Annotated in this window: 18 protein-coding genes; 4 read left to right on the top strand and 14 right to left on the bottom strand. The window is 50.6% G+C overall.

Annotated elements, in window-relative coordinates:
* Positions 1–298 (top strand): integrase core domain-containing protein (locus A8990_RS25785; protein WP_147306869.1); only part of this gene is annotated, 298 nt, incomplete at its 5' end.
* A 340-nt stretch (positions 299–638) separates the two neighbouring features.
* Here the strand turns inward: A8990_RS25785 and A8990_RS25780 are convergent.
* The 4 genes from A8990_RS25780 to A8990_RS25765 all read right to left on the bottom strand — a co-directional run bounded on the left by A8990_RS25780 (position 639) and on the right by A8990_RS25765 (position 4,087).
* Complete coding sequence (locus A8990_RS25780) at positions 639–971, bottom strand: antibiotic biosynthesis monooxygenase family protein (RefSeq protein WP_181909782.1); 333 nt, start codon at positions 969–971, stop codon at positions 639–641.
* A 30-nt stretch (positions 972–1,001) separates the two neighbouring features.
* Entirely contained in the window at positions 1,002–2,429 is a 1,428-nt protein-coding gene (locus A8990_RS25775; RefSeq protein ID WP_116191911.1) for an aldehyde dehydrogenase, read from the bottom strand.
* A 166-nt stretch (positions 2,430–2,595) separates the two neighbouring features.
* Positions 2,596–3,159, bottom strand: a complete 564-nt coding sequence (locus tag A8990_RS25770) for a TetR/AcrR family transcriptional regulator (protein ID WP_116191910.1) — start codon at positions 3,157–3,159, stop codon at positions 2,596–2,598.
* Positions 3,160–3,268: 109 nt separating this feature from the next.
* Positions 3,269–4,087, bottom strand: a complete 819-nt coding sequence (locus A8990_RS25765) for an SDR family oxidoreductase (protein ID WP_116191909.1) — start codon at positions 4,085–4,087, stop codon at positions 3,269–3,271.
* A 162-nt stretch (positions 4,088–4,249) separates the two neighbouring features.
* Between A8990_RS25765 and A8990_RS25760 the strand changes: the two genes are divergently transcribed.
* The 3 genes from A8990_RS25760 to A8990_RS25750 all read left to right on the top strand — a co-directional run bounded on the left by A8990_RS25760 (position 4,250) and on the right by A8990_RS25750 (position 7,233).
* The gene (locus tag A8990_RS25760) at positions 4,250–4,852 is read left to right on the top strand and encodes a TetR/AcrR family transcriptional regulator (RefSeq protein ID WP_116191908.1); all 603 of its coding nucleotides are present in this window, start codon (positions 4,250–4,252) and stop codon (positions 4,850–4,852) included.
* Positions 4,853–5,067: 215 nt separating this feature from the next.
* Positions 5,068–5,643, top strand: coding sequence for a TetR/AcrR family transcriptional regulator (locus A8990_RS25755; protein ID WP_116191907.1), 576 nt, complete (start codon positions 5,068–5,070; stop codon positions 5,641–5,643).
* 177 nt (positions 5,644–5,820) lie between these two features.
* Positions 5,821–7,233 (top strand): MFS transporter, encoded by a 1,413-nt coding sequence (locus tag A8990_RS25750; RefSeq protein ID WP_116191906.1) that lies wholly within the window; start codon positions 5,821–5,823, stop codon positions 7,231–7,233.
* Between the two features lie 92 nt (positions 7,234–7,325).
* On the opposite strand, the gene A8990_RS25745 is transcribed toward A8990_RS25750, so the two are convergent.
* The 10 genes from A8990_RS25745 to A8990_RS25695 form a co-directional block, all read right to left on the bottom strand.
* Entirely contained in the window at positions 7,326–7,754 is a 429-nt protein-coding gene (locus tag A8990_RS25745; RefSeq protein ID WP_116191905.1) for an organic hydroperoxide resistance protein, read from the bottom strand.
* Positions 7,755–7,954: 200 nt separating this feature from the next.
* Positions 7,955–9,079, bottom strand: a complete 1,125-nt coding sequence (gene msrA, locus A8990_RS25740; protein ID WP_116191904.1) for a peptide-methionine (S)-S-oxide reductase MsrA — start codon at positions 9,077–9,079, stop codon at positions 7,955–7,957.
* Positions 9,080–9,464: 385 nt separating this feature from the next.
* Positions 9,465–10,136 carry a response regulator gene (locus A8990_RS25730; protein ID WP_116191902.1) on the bottom strand — a complete coding sequence of 224 codons (672 nt, stop codon included), beginning with the start codon at positions 10,134–10,136 and terminating at the stop codon, positions 9,465–9,467.
* Entirely contained in the window at positions 10,114–11,361 is a 1,248-nt protein-coding gene (locus A8990_RS25725) for a sensor histidine kinase (RefSeq protein WP_245996222.1), read from the bottom strand. The genes A8990_RS25730 and A8990_RS25725 overlap by 23 nt, the downstream gene beginning before the upstream one ends.
* Before the next feature lie 11 nt (positions 11,362–11,372).
* On the bottom strand, positions 11,373–11,573 hold the full coding sequence (locus A8990_RS25720; RefSeq protein WP_116191900.1) for a hypothetical protein: 201 nt from the start codon (positions 11,571–11,573) through the stop codon (positions 11,373–11,375).
* On the bottom strand, positions 11,570–12,673 hold the full coding sequence (locus A8990_RS25715) for a GerAB/ArcD/ProY family transporter (protein WP_116191899.1): 1,104 nt from the start codon (positions 12,671–12,673) through the stop codon (positions 11,570–11,572). The genes A8990_RS25720 and A8990_RS25715 overlap by 4 nt, the downstream gene beginning before the upstream one ends.
* Positions 12,674–12,686: 13 nt before the next feature.
* Positions 12,687–13,811 (bottom strand): Ger(x)C family spore germination protein, encoded by a 1,125-nt coding sequence (locus A8990_RS25710; protein WP_116191898.1) that lies wholly within the window; start codon positions 13,809–13,811, stop codon positions 12,687–12,689.
* Between the two features lie 7 nt (positions 13,812–13,818).
* Complete coding sequence (locus A8990_RS25705; RefSeq protein ID WP_116191897.1) at positions 13,819–15,267, bottom strand: spore germination protein; 1,449 nt, start codon at positions 15,265–15,267, stop codon at positions 13,819–13,821.
* Between the two features lie 170 nt (positions 15,268–15,437).
* Positions 15,438–15,686, bottom strand: coding sequence for a tautomerase family protein (locus tag A8990_RS25700; protein ID WP_116191896.1), 249 nt, complete (start codon positions 15,684–15,686; stop codon positions 15,438–15,440).
* A gap of 84 nt (positions 15,687–15,770) precedes the next feature.
* Entirely contained in the window at positions 15,771–16,406 is a 636-nt protein-coding gene (locus tag A8990_RS25695) for a DsbA family oxidoreductase (RefSeq protein WP_116191895.1), read from the bottom strand.
* Positions 16,407–16,605: the final 199 nt, after the last annotated feature.

The raw sequence follows: 16,605 nt of genomic DNA, 5'->3' as shown, positions 1-16,605 counted from the left end.
AGCGATCTTCCATTCTGACCAAGGTATGCACTACACACATCCTAAAATCCGCCTCCTCGTTGCAGAGGCTGGATTTAAACAATCCATGTCTCGGAAAGGAAACTGCTGGGATAATGCCTCTATGGAATCATTCTTCGGTCACATGAAAGACGAACTTGAGTACAAAGACTGTCAATCCCTTGCGGAACTACGCGTACGGGTTAATGAGTATATGACGTCTTACAATTCTGAACGCTTCCAATGGACATTAAAAAAGATGACTCCTGATGAGTACAGGAGCCATCTGCTAGCTGCTTAATACGGAAATGCCTTTTTTATAAACTGTCTACTTTGTGGGTCACAGTTCATTCTTTACGGGTCTCTTCTCTTGCTGTTAATCTAACGATAAACCTGTGCTGGCGCTTGAGCTTTTGTTGTTCTTGTCGTTGTTCTTGTTTCGATCAGCTCGATTTGCAACTAAGAAAACGACAGTCGCTGCGGATAACCCCGCCGCTACAGCGATGAACACGCTGCGCGTCGACTCTGTATGAAGCAGAAGCTCTACTCCCTTTGGTGGTCCTCGTACCCTAATGTAGTCATTTCAACTTCCCCCTGATGAAGTAATGGAATATATATTCCATTGAAGGCGCAAGAATCCATCAGGATTCTTTGGTGTATTCGAATGTCTTCACGACTTCGTACGAACCCGATTCAAACGTAGCAATTGTCAATGCTTCTTGGAAGAATGGCAGCGGTCTTGGATCGTCGCGCATCGCTTGGTAGTGGTCCATGCTTTGCCATTGGGCATACATCGTCACTTTCGTGCCGTCTACGCTTTTGTGTAACGCGCATGAAATGAACCCCGGTGCATATTTGACGGATACATCCGTTGCTTGAGTCAATAGCTCGACGACGCGCTGTTGGTTTTCAGGTTCCGTCTTGAATACATTAATGAACGTAAGAATCGGCTCATTTGCTTTGATTGTTGTCATATTCGTTATCCTCCTCTAATTGCAAATCTGTTATAGGTTAATTCCTTTCAGTTCTAAATATGCAGACAAACCTGCCGTGCCAAATTCACGTCCGATACCGCTCGCTTTGTAGCCGCCGAACGGAGCTTCGTATGATGCCATCGCGCCATTCACGACGAGATAACCGGAACGGATTTGCCGTGCAATCTCGAGGCCATGCTCGCGGGAACCGGACCACACACCGCCGCCGAGACCATAAGGCGAATCATTCGCGATGCGTACGGCATCCGCTTCATTCTCGTACGGAATGACGACAAGAACAGGACCGAAGATCTCCTCTTGAGCGATACGCATGCTGTTATCGACATCTGCGAAGATCGTAGGCTTCACGTAGTATCCGCCTTCTAAGCCTGCAGGAACATCTGCACCGCCCGTCACGAGGCGCGCGCCTTCTTGAATGCCTAGCTCAATATATGATTGCACTCGTTTCTGCTGGTCGGCTCTAACCATCGGACCGATGAATGTCGCCGGATCCGCAGGATCGCCAACGATTAAGCTTTCGGTCATCCCTTTAATCAAAGCGACGGCTTCTTCATAACGGTTTCTGGAAACGAGCACGCGGGTATGCGCGACGCAGCTCTCTCCGTTATTGGCGAAGGACGTATATTTTAATCCTTGAACTGCCGATTCCAAATCTGCGTCGTCTAGAATGACTGTCGCGGATTTCCCGCCAAGCTCAAGACTTACGCGCTTCAGCTGCTCTCCGGCAATTGAAGCAATACGGCGACCGGCGCCAGTGGAGCCAGTAAACGCGATTTTGTCGACGCCTGCGTGGGATACCAGGTATTCGCTTGTTTCGCGGCCGGCCGGCACGATGCTAACGACACCTCCCGGGAAACCTGCTTCAGCAAAAATTTCGCCTAGCAGCAGCGCATCAAGGGATGTTTCAGGCGATGCTTTCAAGATGACCGTGCAGCCTGCCAATAAGGCAGGAACCATCTTGGCAAGCGCCGATTGGTTTGGTGCATTCCAAGGAATAATAGCTGCGACGACGCCGACCGCTTCGCGACGAATGATCGGTCCCTTGCCGTCGTTTAATGTCTCTTCCCATTGGAGGTTCTCAGCTGAGCGAACATAAGCGTTCGTTTGTTCCGCCAAGGAGTGCTGAAGACCATTCGTGAACCAGCCCGGCGAACCGTTCTCGGACGTAATCAAAGCTGCGATCTCGGCTGCGCGCGCCGCATGCAGCTCATTAAATCGTTGGACGGTTGCCTGACGTTCAGCCGGCGTCATTCGGGGCCATGGACCATGATCGAAGGCGAATCTTGCTGCGGCGACAGCAGCATCGATATCAGCCGGAGACGCTTGAGCCGCACGGCCGACGAGCGACTGGTCATGCGGTGACCGGATGTCGAGCAGCTGCTGTGACACTGGTGCTTTCCATTGACCGCCGATAAACAATTTGTCATATATCTTCATGATGATTTCTCTCCTTTATGTTTTGGAATGTTTGTTCCAGAGTCAGTATAGGACGATTCGGTTCATACGTCAATGATTTTTGGAATGTATATTCCAACCAATTAATAAAGAAAGAATCTGCCGGAGCATGAGCAAGAATGCTTCCAGTAGATTCTTCAAGTTCGTACTATACGAGTATCGCTTTCCAGGCCGACTCGATCATTTGCCTGATTTGCTCTTCGTTCAAAGGATATTTATTGACATAATAACCTTTCAAAATCGACGATATGATACCGTGAATGAGCTGGTGGCACAAGTGCGAATCCATTTCTTTGATGATGCCCTGCCTTTGGCCATCGACGATCAAATCCTGCACGGTTTTGCTGGAGTTATAGCCATCGTCCGTATTGCGCAGCTCAGTTGATATATAAGGTGAAAACGAATAACTGTCGATAAACAGAAACTTCTTCGGAAAATGCATGCCGAACCGCAGCCGATTCATCTGCAGGCACTTGAACCGTTCATACAAGCTTGCATGGGCATCGTACCCTTGCAGGAGGTATTCCCCCATGTGCGTGCGCGACTCTTTATATACTTCATTGACCAAGTCTTCTTTGTTCGCGAAATAGTTATAGATCGTGCCCGATCCGACATTCGCTCGCTTGAATAACTTGGCGAACGTAACGGACTGCAGCCCCTCTTCATGAATCAAGTCGAGCGTGGCCATCATAATGTCCTCTTTTTTACTCATATCTCCCACCTCTGTTTTTATTGTAAACGCATTTCGTCGATTTTAACATGGCGGGATTCAAAAAGCCTTTCCTGATAAACATCAGAAAAGGCTTCTTGACCGTTTAAAGTTACTTATAATTGCTCGCTATTGTCTCCAAATATTGTTCGATCGGCATGGAGTTTCGCATCGCGAGCAGCCCATTACCTGCTGCGCCCACGACGGTCCGGAAGTTGCTGCTCTCTCCAGTCGCCTGCGACACAATCGCATCCACAATGACCTGAGGATCATCCAGTTGACTTGAATCCCGGCTAGCCATCAGTTCTGACACCTTTGTCATGAGTGGATCGTAATCGCGTATGTTCTCGTTACGATTCCAGGTGATGTTCTGTACGAAGTTATTCCCAGTAGAACCGCCTTGCTCGATGAGTCTAAGCTCGATATTCAGCGGCTTCAGCTCGTAATACAGACCTTCCGTCAGCCCCTCCAGAGCAAACTTGGACATGTTATAGAGTGAGCCAAGCGGGACAGCTGTTGTTACACCCATGAAGGAGCTGATATTAATAAACATCCCTCCGCCATTGTTTCTGAAATGAGGCAGAAATCCGCGAATGACATTGATCGGACCGCGCGCGTTTACTGCAAACTGCCAATCAATCGCATCTTCCTCCGCTAACTCCAACGCACCGTAAGTGCCCATTCCGGCATTATTGACGACAACATCGATTTGGCCAAATGTGTCGATCGCTTGCTCCACGGCAGCTCGGACCTGATCTACTTTGGTGACATCCAGCTTGAATATCCGAATATTATCGTACCTTGTAAGCTCGGTTTCCCGCTCGGGCGAACGCATTGTAGCCGCTACGTTCCATCCCATTTCAGCGAGTCGAATAGCCGTTAATTTTCCCAGTCCAGAGCTTGTTCCTGTGATAAAGACTGTTTTATTCATAAAGAATTCCTCCAAGAATTTGATTTACTTGATTTGACCAGAACATGCTGCAGAGTTAACATAGAAAGCAGATATCTCATAACCGGAACGAGGTCCGGATGCTTATCAATATAACCGGACCGCAGTCCGGTTGTCAATGCTGTTTTTAAGGGGGAAGTCTCTATGGTAGAGCGCACATTACGCAAGGATGCAGAGGAACGAAGACAACTCATACTGGAGAAGGCGGCCGAGCTATTCGCCGAACACGGGGTCGAAAACGTCAGTATGCGTCAGATCGCAAGGGAAGCCGGCGTCGGACAAGGAACGGTATATCGCAGCTATACGAATAAAGGCGAGCTGTGCTGGGACCTGATCGGCGAGAGCTGCATACAGAATCGTGACAAGATGGATCGTTATCTGGAGGAGCATCCTTTGCAATCTCTTCAAGAAAGATTGACGACTATTTTGACCTATCACATGGAGTCCGTGGACAACCATCTGCCCACTCTCGTTGCCATTCAAGCGGACTACAATCCAGATTCAGAACATAGTGCGGCATTCTATAAAGAGCATTATGACTCCATTCATTCCGTCATTGCGAAATTGCTTCAGGAATATAAGGAATTGATCCCTTCAGCCGCATTAGATCCCGTATTTACGGCGGATGCGATACTTTCTATGCTGAGTGCGGAAGTTTATCTCTTCCTGAAAGCGCAGCGCCACTACACATTCGATGATATTAAAGAGAGAATGATTAGCACTTTCGTGAATCCGTTGTTCAAGTAAGTAAGTAAGTAAATAAGTAAGTAAATAAGTAAGTACGTAAGTAAAATTGAATAAATAGGCAAACAAGGCAGTCGATCTGGATGATCGCCTGCCATTGTTTTTTATGCTATGGTTTGCGCGAAGAGCCCGATTGTTCAGATGGTCATTGACAGACATCTCTCCCTTGTGTTACTAATTTATTAGTCAATAAATAACATTGAGGTGGCGCATTCGAAATGACATCCAAAGACGACGCTTCCCTAAATCGCAAAGAACAGATCCTCGATGCTGCTGCGGCTCTCTTCGCGGAGAACGGCTACTACAAGACGACGACTGCGAAAGTAGCGGAAGCCGTTGGCGTTACCCAGCCTTATGTGTTTCATTTCTTCAAGACGAAAGAAGCACTTTATCTTGCTGTTCTGGAGCGCGCATATCAGCGCATTCTGTACGCCTTCACCTCCGTCCAGGCTCCGCCTGAACTGCTGCAGGAAACGATGGGCAAAGCTTTTATCGAATTGCTGGCCGATCACCGGAACGAGATTCTACTCATCATGATGGCTTACACGACTCCCGAACCTGTCATACGCGATCATACACGCAGGCAGTTCGAGATGATTTACGAACGGGTCTTGAACCGATTTACGCAAGCCGGAATCGCCGATTCAGAGCAAAAAACAAGCAACTTCATCAGTTTTGGCCTTCTGATCGCAATGTCGGAAACGTTGGACCTTCCATATCTGTGCCGGTGGCGGGAGAAAGATTCCGATAGCCACCAGAATCATGAAAATCACGACAATCACGATTCTCGCTGAAACAACGATTCCATTTTGCGTGACAGATTGAAACGCAGCGGTTGTTATTATCATGACTACATGTCAATTGATTCCGCTGCGTATTATTTTCGGCATCCATTTATTAATCGATAAATAATTAACCTTTTTATGGTTATTTATTTATTTACTAATAAATAAACAAAAGGAGTGGTATCATTGTTCACATCTTCACGCGTCAAATTGCTTGTCATCACTTGTGCAGCGCTGTTCATGGCGATGCTCGACAATCTCGTCATCGGTGTCGCACTGCCTTCGATTCAGAAATCGTTTCAAGCCAGCATCTCTGATCTGGAATGGTTCATGAATGCTTACACCCTCGCGTTCTCCATCTTGCTTATCCCTTTCAGCGTCCTTGGTGAACGCTTCGGCCGCAAGCGGATGTTCCTAACCGGCATAGTGCTGTTCACGGTCGGCTCTGCCCTCTCGGGAATTAGCGGAAGCTCCATTCAGCTCATTTTGTCTCGCGCACTTCAAGGTATCGGAGGCGCCGCGGTCGTACCGCTCAGCCTCACGCTTGTCAATTCCGCATTCCCTGCGGACAAACGAGCGGTCGCGCTCGGAATCTGGTCCGGCATCTCCGGACTTGGCTTATCTGTCGGTCCGCTTGTTGGCGGCCTGATCGTTAACGGCGCGCCTTGGCAGCTTATTTTCTGGGTCAACGTGCCTGTCGGTATCATTGCCTTCTTGCTTGGCATGCGCTGGCTGCCGGAAGCACGCGGTGAACGCAAGCCGATTAACGTGCCCAGCATTCTGCTCCTCGGCACTGGATTGTTCGGCATCGTCTTCGGACTCGAACGCGGCAATAACGACGGTTGGGGTTCTGCGCTTGTCCTCTCCTGCCTGATCGGCGGCGCAGCCCTGCTGGCTGTATTCTATCTATGGGAACGAAGCCGCAAATACCCGTTAATCCGATTCGAGCTCTTCCGCCGTTCCAAATATACCGGCCTTGTTCTGGCTGGATTCTGGATGAACGCCGGCATCTTCTGCGCGATCTTCCTGCTCACCTTGTTCCTTCAGCAAGCACAAGGCAATACCGCGCTTGGCGCCGGCGTGCGTGAGATGGTATGGACCGGCTGCACCATGCTGGCCGCACCGCTTGCCGGCCTGGCAGTCGGAAAGTTCGGTACCCGTAACGTACTTCTGATCGGATTATTGCTTCAAGGAGGCGCGCTGCTCGGATTCGGGCTGCAAATTCTTAATCTCGGAGTCGATTTCTCATTCGGCTACATGGTTCCATTCATGATAATGGCCGGAACCGGCATGGGACTGAGCTTCACGCCCCTCTCCCATGGCATCCTCTCTTCGGTCCCTGATTCAGCTGCTGGCGAAGCGAGCGGTGTGAACAATGCGATGCGTGAACTCGGCGGTGTATTCGGTATCGCCATCGGCGGTCTCGTGTTCCAGTCTGGCGCAGCCATCCAGTCGCCAGCGGACTTCGGCGATCACATTGTACCGGCACTCTTCACTGGTGCTGCGATGACTTTGCTCAGCATCTTCAGCGTGATCGCCTTCTACAGCAGAAGCAGGCAGACGTCGCGCCAGCCGCAAGCAGTCAATGAACTCGGCTAACGCGCGCGGTCGGTTCATCTTACAAATCCCAAAAAACCATCGCCGTATTATGGCGATGGTTTTCTTGTTACTTGCGATCCTGAGGCATTTCTTTAACCGACTACGTTCGAGATGACTTCAATATTGCCGCGAGTCGCTTTCGCGTAAGGACAAACTTTATGCGCTTCTTCGACGATCTCCTCAGCGACACTGCGCTCTACGCCCTTCAACGTAATGTCCAGCGTCACAGCCAATACAAAGCCGTCGTTCGCATCTTTGCCGAGCGTGACATTAGAGACGATCGAAATACCTTCTGCTTTAATCTTTCTCGATCGAAGCACGGTTCCCATTGCACCTTCGAAACAAGCCGCGAACCCTGCAGCGAACAATTGTTCCGGATTGGTACCCTCGCCGTTACCGCCCAATTCCTTCGGGTATCGCAGATCTACATTCAACCTGTCATCATTGGAAACAGCTTTGCCTTCTCTTCCGCCTTCAACATTTACAGTAGCCGTGTACAGTGTTTTCTCTATTTTGTCCATATTCGTTTAAGCTCCTCTTCATTAGTTTGTAGACGTTGTGTTTGTAGACTTGTATATGATTGCCGTTTACCAGTAATCGCAATCCAGGTAAGGCTCGTTTTCTTCGACCCATTTTCCATAATTCTGTATCACTTCAGTTACACGGGAGTAAAAGCTCCGTATCTTATCCATCAATAAATCGCGCAGCATCATGTTTCCCCCTAAAATAATTTGACGTATTTCTCATATCCGCTCTTCGCCAGCTCATCCTTCGGTATAAAACGCAGCGATGCGGAGTTCGTGCAATAGCGAAGTCCCGTCGGCGCAGGACCGTCTTCGAACACGTGGCCGAGGAAAGAATCTGCATAATGGCTTCTCACTTGGATCTCGTCCGAGTAGAACCCTCCGACTTCTCGGTAATCTACGCTGTCCGGTTCCAATGGACGTGTAAAGCTAGCCCAGCCTGTACCTGCGTCGAATTGGTCCTTCGAGCTGAAGAGCGGTTCACCGGAGACGATGTCTACATAGATACCTTCTTCAGTATTATTCCAATACGCATTCTGGAACGGAGGCTCGTCCTGATCCTGCTGCGTCACTGCGAACTGCAGTTTCGTCAACGACTTCAGTCTTTCGTCTTTATTCATGCGGGAAAACGGGCTTTCCATTCCTTTCACCTCTTGGTCGTCGCCCCAGACGCGTTTCAGGAACGCTTCTCGGCCGGAAGCAACGTCGTTGTACTTGTAATCCGCGGGATGGGTCCTATAGAAATCCTGATGGACATCCTCGGCTGGATAGAATGCAGAGGCCGGCAAAATCTTCGTCACCAGCGGCTGTTCAAACTTAACCTGCGCCGACAACTCTGACTTGGAAGCCTTCGCTGCTGTTTGTTGTTCCTCACCGTTATAGAAGATAACCGAACGATATTCGTTCCCGCGGTCGGCGAACTGACCCTCCGCATCTGTCGGATCTGTATTTCGCCAGAAAACTTGGAGAAGCTGATTATATGAGATCCGTTTCGGATCGTACCGGACCTGAATGGCTTCCAGATGCCCCGTCGTTCCCGTGGATACTTTCTCGTACGTTGGATCGTTCGTGTGTCCGCCGGTATAACCGGTAATGACGCTCACGACGCCGTCCAGTTTCTCGAACGGAGCCTCCTCGCTCCAGAAGCAGCCACCGGCGAAAACGGCAGTCTTGGTGTCGCCGGCAACCGTCTCGACAATGTGATTCACTTTATCGGACACGCCTTTCGCATCCGCAGTATCTCGGTTGTGAAACGGACCAAAAGCGGCAATGGCCGCCATGGCCATCAATCCAACCGGAAGCACGTATCGTTTCACTCTCATTAGCTTTCACCTCCGAGTAGTCCAATTTAAGTCTGTGATGCGCTTAGTAATTCAAGAAGCAATTGAGTTCAAAAAAAGACCCGACCACCAGCACCAGCAGAAGCGACACCGTCGCAATCCGCAACGTTAACCTGACTTTTTTCTCCGTCATCACATTCACACTCCAATCGCTAATTGTGCTCGGGCTGAAGGATGGATTCGCGTTTGCTCTGGCCTTCGTTCTCGACCTTGCTCTCCTTCGCTCTTGCAACTTGATCTTACCAAGGATCGCGGACTGCCAAATCTGTTGAAAGTCATGAATATAGAACAAAAAAAGCATCGCCTTTGAACATTGTGCATGACGTATTGCATGCACTATGCCAAAAGTAATGCTTCTCCCATGAAATCAGATCGAATGTCGAACCGCATAGACGGCTGCTTGTGTTCGGTCACGCAGACCCAGCTTGGCGATCACATTCGAGACATGATTCTTCACCGTGCCTTCCGTTATCGACAGTGTTTCTGCGATTTCCTTGTTGTTAAACCCCTGCCCTAGCCGAGCAAGCACTTCCTTTTCTCGCTCAGTTAGCAGCGCCAAAGACAAGGCATCCTGCGTTTCTTGCAAGCTCGAAGATGCCGTATGATCCGGCTGCCGCTCCGGTATTTTCCGCACTTCTCTGAGCAGCATCGCGGTAATGTCGGGCTGGAGTACTGTCCCCCCGTTGTAAACCGTATGAATTGCGCTGACGATCGCCTCCGAAGGCAGATCCTTCAGTAAATAACCTTGGACGCCTTTCTCCAACGCTTGCAATATTAATTCCGCGTCGTCGAAGGTGGTCAGGATCAGCACCTTCGTTTCCGGCACATGGCGAAGAATCAACTCCGTCCCTTCAACGCCATCCATGCCTGGCATTCGGATATCCATTAGAACAACGTCCGGACGCAGCTCGACGACTTGGTTGTAAGCGTCTCTTCCGTCCACGGCCGTCCCCACGACCTCCATGCCATCTTCCAGGCCGATGATCGTCGCAAGCCCTTCACGCATGAGACGCTGATCATCCACGATAAGAATTTTCAATTGGTACCGCTCCGTTTCCGCCAGCGGAATAAGGGAAACGAACATCGACCGACAAGCCTATGCCCGGCTCGGTACGCACATGCATTTCCCCGTTCCACTCCTGTACTCGTTCTTGCATATTAATTAACCCAAAGCCTGGTTTTAATGTATCAGGCGTTTCACCATCGTTGCGGATACGCAGCGAGAATTCACTCTCGGCATAATCCAACACGACCTCAGCTCGACGGGCATGTCCATGCTTCTGCGCATTCGTCAGCGATTCCTGTACGATTCGATATGCCGTCAATTGCAGCTGGCCTGGCAGCTCAACCGGCTGGCCTTTCACCTCAAGCGACGTTTGCACTTCAGCCCATTTGGTAAACTCCTGCGTAAGCTGTTCAAGACGCTCTTGGAGCGAGGTCGAGCGGACCGGTTCTTCGCGGATCGCCCGGACTGACAGCCGAATTTCTTGAAGTGATGCACGGATCAGGTTCTCGCACTCCGCGTAGGTTCGTTCGCTGTACGGCGGATCCACCAAGCGTATTTTGCGCGCAGCCTGCATCTGCACGAGCAATGATGTGAGCTTATGTCCAACCGTATCATGGATCTCGCGCGCGATTCGGATCCGCTCCTTTGCAGCGCCCCACTCTTCCGTTTGCAGTGCATACGACTGCAGCTGCGCATGAGCTTGCGTCAATTCCTCATACAGCTTCAACGTCTTGTCGCGCGTGTTCCGCTGAACTTGAATCAGCACGTTCACAATACCTGCGAACACGATGAACGACCCGGCTGTAAAATAGCCAATTACGTCCCATTCCCTGTAGACATACCAATCCACGCTCCCCATCGTGATCAAGTAGACCAGCAGCAGTAATAGACAGGTCAAGATGATTTTTCGGGTGCCTTGGATGAAGATCAATATCGCGAGAGCCGTAATGCCGACGAAGAGATGATTCGGGAACATCCCGCCAATATAGATGTAGCCGTAAGCGGCAGAAATGACGAAATCCAGGATGAGCAGGTGAAACAGTCCGCTTCGACGCCTGCCCCTGTTCAAGTAGACGTAATTGACGAACAAGAAGACCGCGATCGTAATAAATATAAAGCTCACGCGCCAAAACAGGTCGATCGAATAATCAAAGTAAAAGATGCCGGCCAAAGTTAAATTAAGCAAAAGCTTGATACCGAAGATGAGCTTCCACTTTCGGGAATCGCTCCATCCGCTTGCGTCGCTATCCGCTCCCACACGGTTAACACTCATAGCAAATAATCGATCGCGGCTGCGATCGCCCGATTAAGATCGAGCGGTTGCCGAATAAGCAGGCTCCCCCACAATACGCAGCCGATCGTTGTAATGACGACGAACAATGTTTTTTCTTTTCGGCTCGCATTCTTCGCTCTCAGGATATAGAATCCTGCGATGAGAAATGCGGCATACAGCAATATGAGCCAGATCATGCAGCCGCCTCCTTCGAACGTCTTTTGTTTTTGCGCAGCCAAGCGGATATGAGGAACAAGAGCGGAAAACCGAAGGCGAACGGGATGTAATAGTAAAACAAATAACGCTCGACCCATTCTGTATTCTCGACGATATTAGCGAAGAATAGGGCGTATGCCGAGATAACCCAAACTAGCGGATAAGCGACAACGGCTCGATTCTCGACCGCGAAGAGCTGGCAGATCGCCTGAACCGCGAAAAAGAACAGGACGCTCAGCTTCACGAACACGAGCAGAAGCGCAGTCACAGACAGAAGGCTCTCTAGATGCTCGATAAGATTCGAAAATTGCATTTCCCGAAAGATAATGTAAATGGGATAGGTCAAATGCGATCCCCGGTACACCCCAAGGATGCCAATCGTAAAGAAAACAGACAACGCGAGCTGGACGCCCATAAAGACGATACCGCCCAGAAAGGCACTGCCGCGACGCCGCTGAACCAAGGGGAAAGCCATCATGAATGCGACGGTTTCCATGAACGGAAATCCCAGCGCGTATTTGGTCTTCGCGATCGTCGGCCCCCATTCGAATGTACCAGGATATGAGAAGTTCCGCCAGTCCCATTCACGAAGCATGACCGTAAACGGCGTCCAATAGGCAAGCGTCAGAATGGGCAGAATCAATACGCTCACCAGCGCAATCGTATCAATGCCCTTGATAACGGCATAAGCGCATACCAGCAGCGCTGCGATATTAAAGACGCCGATCGGCGTTCGCGGCATCAGGTTAATCTGCATGTAATCGCTCATGTTGCGCGTTACCCATGCCGCAAGTTGAACGAAAAACAGGATATAGCAAAGCGCCACGAAGCCTCCTACGTGCTTGCCGAGCGCCTGCTGGGCAATCTCAACGAGAGACATGCCGGGATAACGGCTCGCTACATACAGCCAGAAGGCGCCCGCAACTACTCCGAACAGCACGCTCCACAGCTGAACGAGCCATCCGTATTGCCGCGCTGCAGATATGAGTCCGGCCGGCAGCAAGATGAACGTCGTCCCCGCGACGAACGCGGAAGTCATTGCAAATAAAGGCCAGCCGCCGAGCTGCTCAGGTTTCTCCATATCGTCTCTCTCCTTATTGATACGGCGTTCTCGTGTTGCCGAACACGGTAGCTTTGGAGCTTACGTCGAACGTCACGTCGAAGTCCCTCCACCTGCCTCGGCCTTGCTTCGTATCTCCGATGCCGAGCAAATCCCAATGTTTTTGTTTCGCCAACTGGACGAATTGGTCTGCTTGTTTCTGAAAGCTCTTGTTGAAGGCCATCTCAATCTGGTGCGCGTTCCTGGCGGTGAGTGGGCTCTTCTGCCCATTGTACAGCACTTTCAAATTGGAATGGATCGTTATGCGGAGACGCGATTTCCCCCAGTACCGCTTGACCTTGATATGATTGGCTTCCACATCCACGTGAGCGCCGTTCACTTTCAAGTTATCAAAGCTTTTGCTTGCCTCGCCGTTCAGAACGAAAAATAGCGTCATCGTGTCCCGATCGACTTTCCCCGCCATTTTCGCTTGAAGGAACACCGCGCCGTCTGCAAGCTCAAATCCTGGCTCAATCGCGTCAATGCTCTCCACGCGATCCGATTGCGACGCCTGGCCATCGCCATGGAAATGCAGCATCGGCACAATCGTCGGCCGGCTAAGCGGAATCCCTTCCACGATATCTTTCAATTGCGTCATCCTGCGGGACATGCCCAAGGATCTCGCCTGCCAATCCATCATCATCCGGATATTGCGCCCCGGTATACGGTCTAGCGGCGTGAAGCTATACATGACTTTCTGAAGCGGCGCATCGGTCACAACGGCGTACACGTTGGTTCGCCTGTCCGTGAATTGCTCCAGGTAATTGATCAAATCGCGCAGACCTTGATTTGCATATCTTTCGGTGAACACGTAGCACTGCAAATGAGGCGTGAACAACATTCGCGACATCACCGTATTGGTCTTCTCGGTAAGCAAGCCAGGGCTCTCTTCCGTGACCGTATAGGTATAGACGGAAGCCTTCGTCGGACCGGATTGTTTGGCCGACATGCTGGTCGGATTGATCACCTGGTAATAAGCAATGAATTTACCGGTCTTCGGATCGATGTCCGCGGCAGTCATGTTCACGATGGCCAGATAATTGATTTCCCGCATATCCCAGCAGCCGGTGCACAAGAACAGCAGCATGATGATTAGCATTCGCATAAGTAAACGCATCATGATTCGCTCACCTCTTCACTTTTACCGCTTTGAACAATTCCGGACGCCGTTTTAACCGCGGTCTCGGCGCGCGCACGAATGTATCTTTCCAATCCGGAAGGTACAGCGGGGCAAGCGGGGCGAAATACCGCACGCCAAATGATCGAAGCGAAGCGAGATGAATGAGCAGAAAAAAGACGCCGCACATAAGCCCGAACAACCCCAGCACGCCCGCGAGCATCATGAAGGTAAACTGGACGATCCTCTGGGCGATGCCGAAGCTGTACATGGGCGACACGAAGTTGGCAATCGCGGTGATCGAAACGACGATGACCATGGCCGCGGAAACGATCCCTGCTTCAACCGCAGCCTGTCCAAGCACGAGGGCGCCTACGATGGAAATCGCCTGTCCGGCGATTCTCGGCATTCGAAGTCCTGCCTCGCGCAGCAATTCGAACGTCGCCATCATCAACGTTGCTTCGATGAAGGCCGGAAATGGTACCCCTTCTCGCTGCGCAGCCAAGCTCGCCAAGAGCGGAGTAGGGAGAAGCTCTTGATGATAGCTAATGACCGAAATATAGAGTGCGGGTACGAATATTGCGAGCAGGAAAGCAGCCATCCGAAGCCAGCGAAGCAGCGTCGCGATATCGGCGCGCTGGTAGTAGTCTTCGGGCGCGGTGAACAGCTGGAAGAACGTGAGCGGTCCGGCAAGCGCAATCGGCGTGCCATCGGTCAGCACCGCAGCTTGGCCTTCCAGCAGCTTCGCCGCGATCGCATCCGGACGCTCAGTGGTCAATAATTGCGGGAACGGCGTTATCGTCTTGTCTTGAATCCATTCCTCGATGTAGGCGCTCTCCAGAATACTGTCGGTTTGTATCGCGTGAAGACGTTTGCGAAATTCATCCACCAGATGATCCGATGCGATTCCGCGCATATATGCAAGGCAGACCATCGTCTTCGTCTCCGAGCCGATAACCATCGGTTCAAATACGAGCTTGTTGCTCTTCACACGCTTGCGGATAAGCGACAGATTGCGGATCAAATCCTCCACGAACCCTTCCCTCGGTCCACGGATCGTCGCTTCCGTGCTCGGTTCCTCCACGCTGCGCTGTTCCCGTTTGCACATGTCCATTGCAAGCGCATTGCGTTCCGGAATTATAATGAGACAATGACCGTTGAGCACGGCATCCACGCAGTCGTCTACTCCGGTCTTTTCCTTCACTTGTCCATGGAAAATATTCGCTTGCAACCAGGAGAAGGAATCGAATTCATTGCTCTTTGTTTCTGTCTGCTGCGAAGCGAGCAGAATCGGACGAATGACGACTTCATCCACTAGTCTCTGATCCACGAGCGATGTAAGATAAAGGCAGGAGAGCGCAAGCCCCTCCCGCGTTCGAAGATGACGGCATACGACGTCCGGAGAAACACCAAGCCGCTGCGTGACCTCGTCCGCGAAATCCGGGTTTTGCATGTTCATTGGAAGACTTTCCCTCCTCCCTTTCTTTCCTTAAGCGTGTCCAGAAAGAGAATCGTTCATTCGGCTTGCTGTTAGCAGCCTGTAAAATATAAAGATTGAACATCCCGGGTAATCAAACAAAGGTAGCCGATCGTTTCTGACCAGCTACCCTCGTATATTGAGCCTATGGCTTATTTTCCTTCCGCTTCTTTCTTCGCAGCGACTCTTCGGCGATATTCCAGCGCGGGGAGTCCGCCCCAGCCCCAATTATCGGTATCGACTTCCTCGATCACTACGAAGGTGGATTCCAGCGGTTTGTTCAGGACGTCCCGCAGCACTTCGCTGACCCCTTTAATGAGCGCAGCCTTTTCTTCTGCAGTGACGTAATCGCGGTCTGGCGTAGTACCCTCTCGGGTTACTTGTATATTAACGATTGGCATACTGAATTCCCTCCATTGGTTTGCTTGTCATAGTATGGGCAAAAGCCCGTTTTCAATGCCTTATGCACGCAAGGTGACTGTTAGTTAGTGCCGGTCAAAGGCGCGGATAAAATCAGCTGGCGACTGGAGTCCGGATAAAGCGGTCTTCTCGTTGATCACGTAGAACGGCACGCCTCGAACGCCAAACTTTTGCGCGCGTTGTTGTCCCGCTTCTACGTAATGCAGCCCTTCACCCTGCAAAAGCAGCGTTTTGAGCTTATCGGGCTCGTTGGTGACGCCGATTGAAGATGCGATTTCCACAAGAGCATCTAGATCACCAAGGTTTACTCCTTCTTCGAAATACGCCGTATACAAGCGATCGATCAATTGCGATTGTTTGTCCGGCGGTGTCAATGCGATCAATTGGTGCGAGTACGTCGTGTTCGGTGTATATTTCACCAGGTCCATGTTGAAGTTCAAGCCGAAGTGCGCGCCAGTCTCATTGTATTGCTTCATTCTCGCTTCGAATTGCGCCGTCCCGCCTAATCGGCCGATCATGACCTTCCGATAATCTTCGCCTTCCGCACGAATGTCCGGGTTCAGCTGATAGGCATGATAACGAACTGAGGCAGTAGTCCCTTCAGGCAATGCCTCGAGCGCGGTGCGCAAGCTCGCAGTTCCCATTCGGCACCAAGGGCATACGGTATCGAGATATACATCAATCGTCACGTTGTTATTCATGATTTGGATGCTCCATTCTATATGATCTATCTACTGATTGATAGGTTAACCATAATTGAATTCTATCTATTAGTAGATAAATTGTCAACTATTATATGAAGTGAATATCTTCCATTTCCTTCAGCCTCAGACTTATTAACCCCATCGCATCGGCAGTTCAGCGGGTTGACACACAAATTCTATAATTATATATTATTTA

It is taken from the genome of Paenibacillus taihuensis (assembly GCF_003386535.1).
In the GTDB taxonomy this organism is placed as follows: domain Bacteria; phylum Bacillota; class Bacilli; order Paenibacillales; family Paenibacillaceae; genus Paenibacillus_Z; species Paenibacillus_Z taihuensis.
This window is presented reverse-complemented; position numbering and strand designations above follow the sequence as displayed.

Coding starts and splice junctions, on each gene's coding strand:
- A8990_RS25775 (WP_116191911.1), bottom strand. CDS start 2,429: ATGAAGATATATGACAAATTGTTTATCGGCGGTCAATGGAAAGCACCA.
- A8990_RS25780 (WP_181909782.1), bottom strand. CDS start 971: ATGACAACAATCAAAGCAAATGAGCCGATTCTTACGTTCATTAATGTA.
- A8990_RS25720 (WP_116191900.1), bottom strand. CDS start 11,573: ATGATCTGGCTCATATTGCTGTATGCCGCATTTCTCATCGCAGGATTC.
- A8990_RS25745 (WP_116191905.1), bottom strand. CDS start 7,754: ATGGACAAAATAGAGAAAACACTGTACACGGCTACTGTAAATGTTGAA.
- A8990_RS25715 (WP_116191899.1), bottom strand. CDS start 12,673: ATGGAGAAACCTGAGCAGCTCGGCGGCTGGCCTTTATTTGCAATGACT.
- A8990_RS25695 (WP_116191895.1), bottom strand. CDS start 16,406: ATGAATAACAACGTGACGATTGATGTATATCTCGATACCGTATGCCCT.
- A8990_RS25700 (WP_116191896.1), bottom strand. CDS start 15,686: ATGCCAATCGTTAATATACAAGTAACCCGAGAGGGTACTACGCCAGAC.
- A8990_RS25755 (WP_116191907.1), top strand. CDS start 5,068: ATGACATCCAAAGACGACGCTTCCCTAAATCGCAAAGAACAGATCCTC.
- A8990_RS25760 (WP_116191908.1), top strand. CDS start 4,250: ATGGTAGAGCGCACATTACGCAAGGATGCAGAGGAACGAAGACAACTC.
- A8990_RS25765 (WP_116191909.1), bottom strand. CDS start 4,087: ATGAATAAAACAGTCTTTATCACAGGAACAAGCTCTGGACTGGGAAAA.
- A8990_RS25710 (WP_116191898.1), bottom strand. CDS start 13,811: ATGATGCGTTTACTTATGCGAATGCTAATCATCATGCTGCTGTTCTTG.
- A8990_RS25705 (WP_116191897.1), bottom strand. CDS start 15,267: ATGAACATGCAAAACCCGGATTTCGCGGACGAGGTCACGCAGCGGCTT.
- A8990_RS25770 (WP_116191910.1), bottom strand. CDS start 3,159: ATGAGTAAAAAAGAGGACATTATGATGGCCACGCTCGACTTGATTCAT.
- msrA (WP_116191904.1), bottom strand. CDS start 9,079: ATGAGAGTGAAACGATACGTGCTTCCGGTTGGATTGATGGCCATGGCG.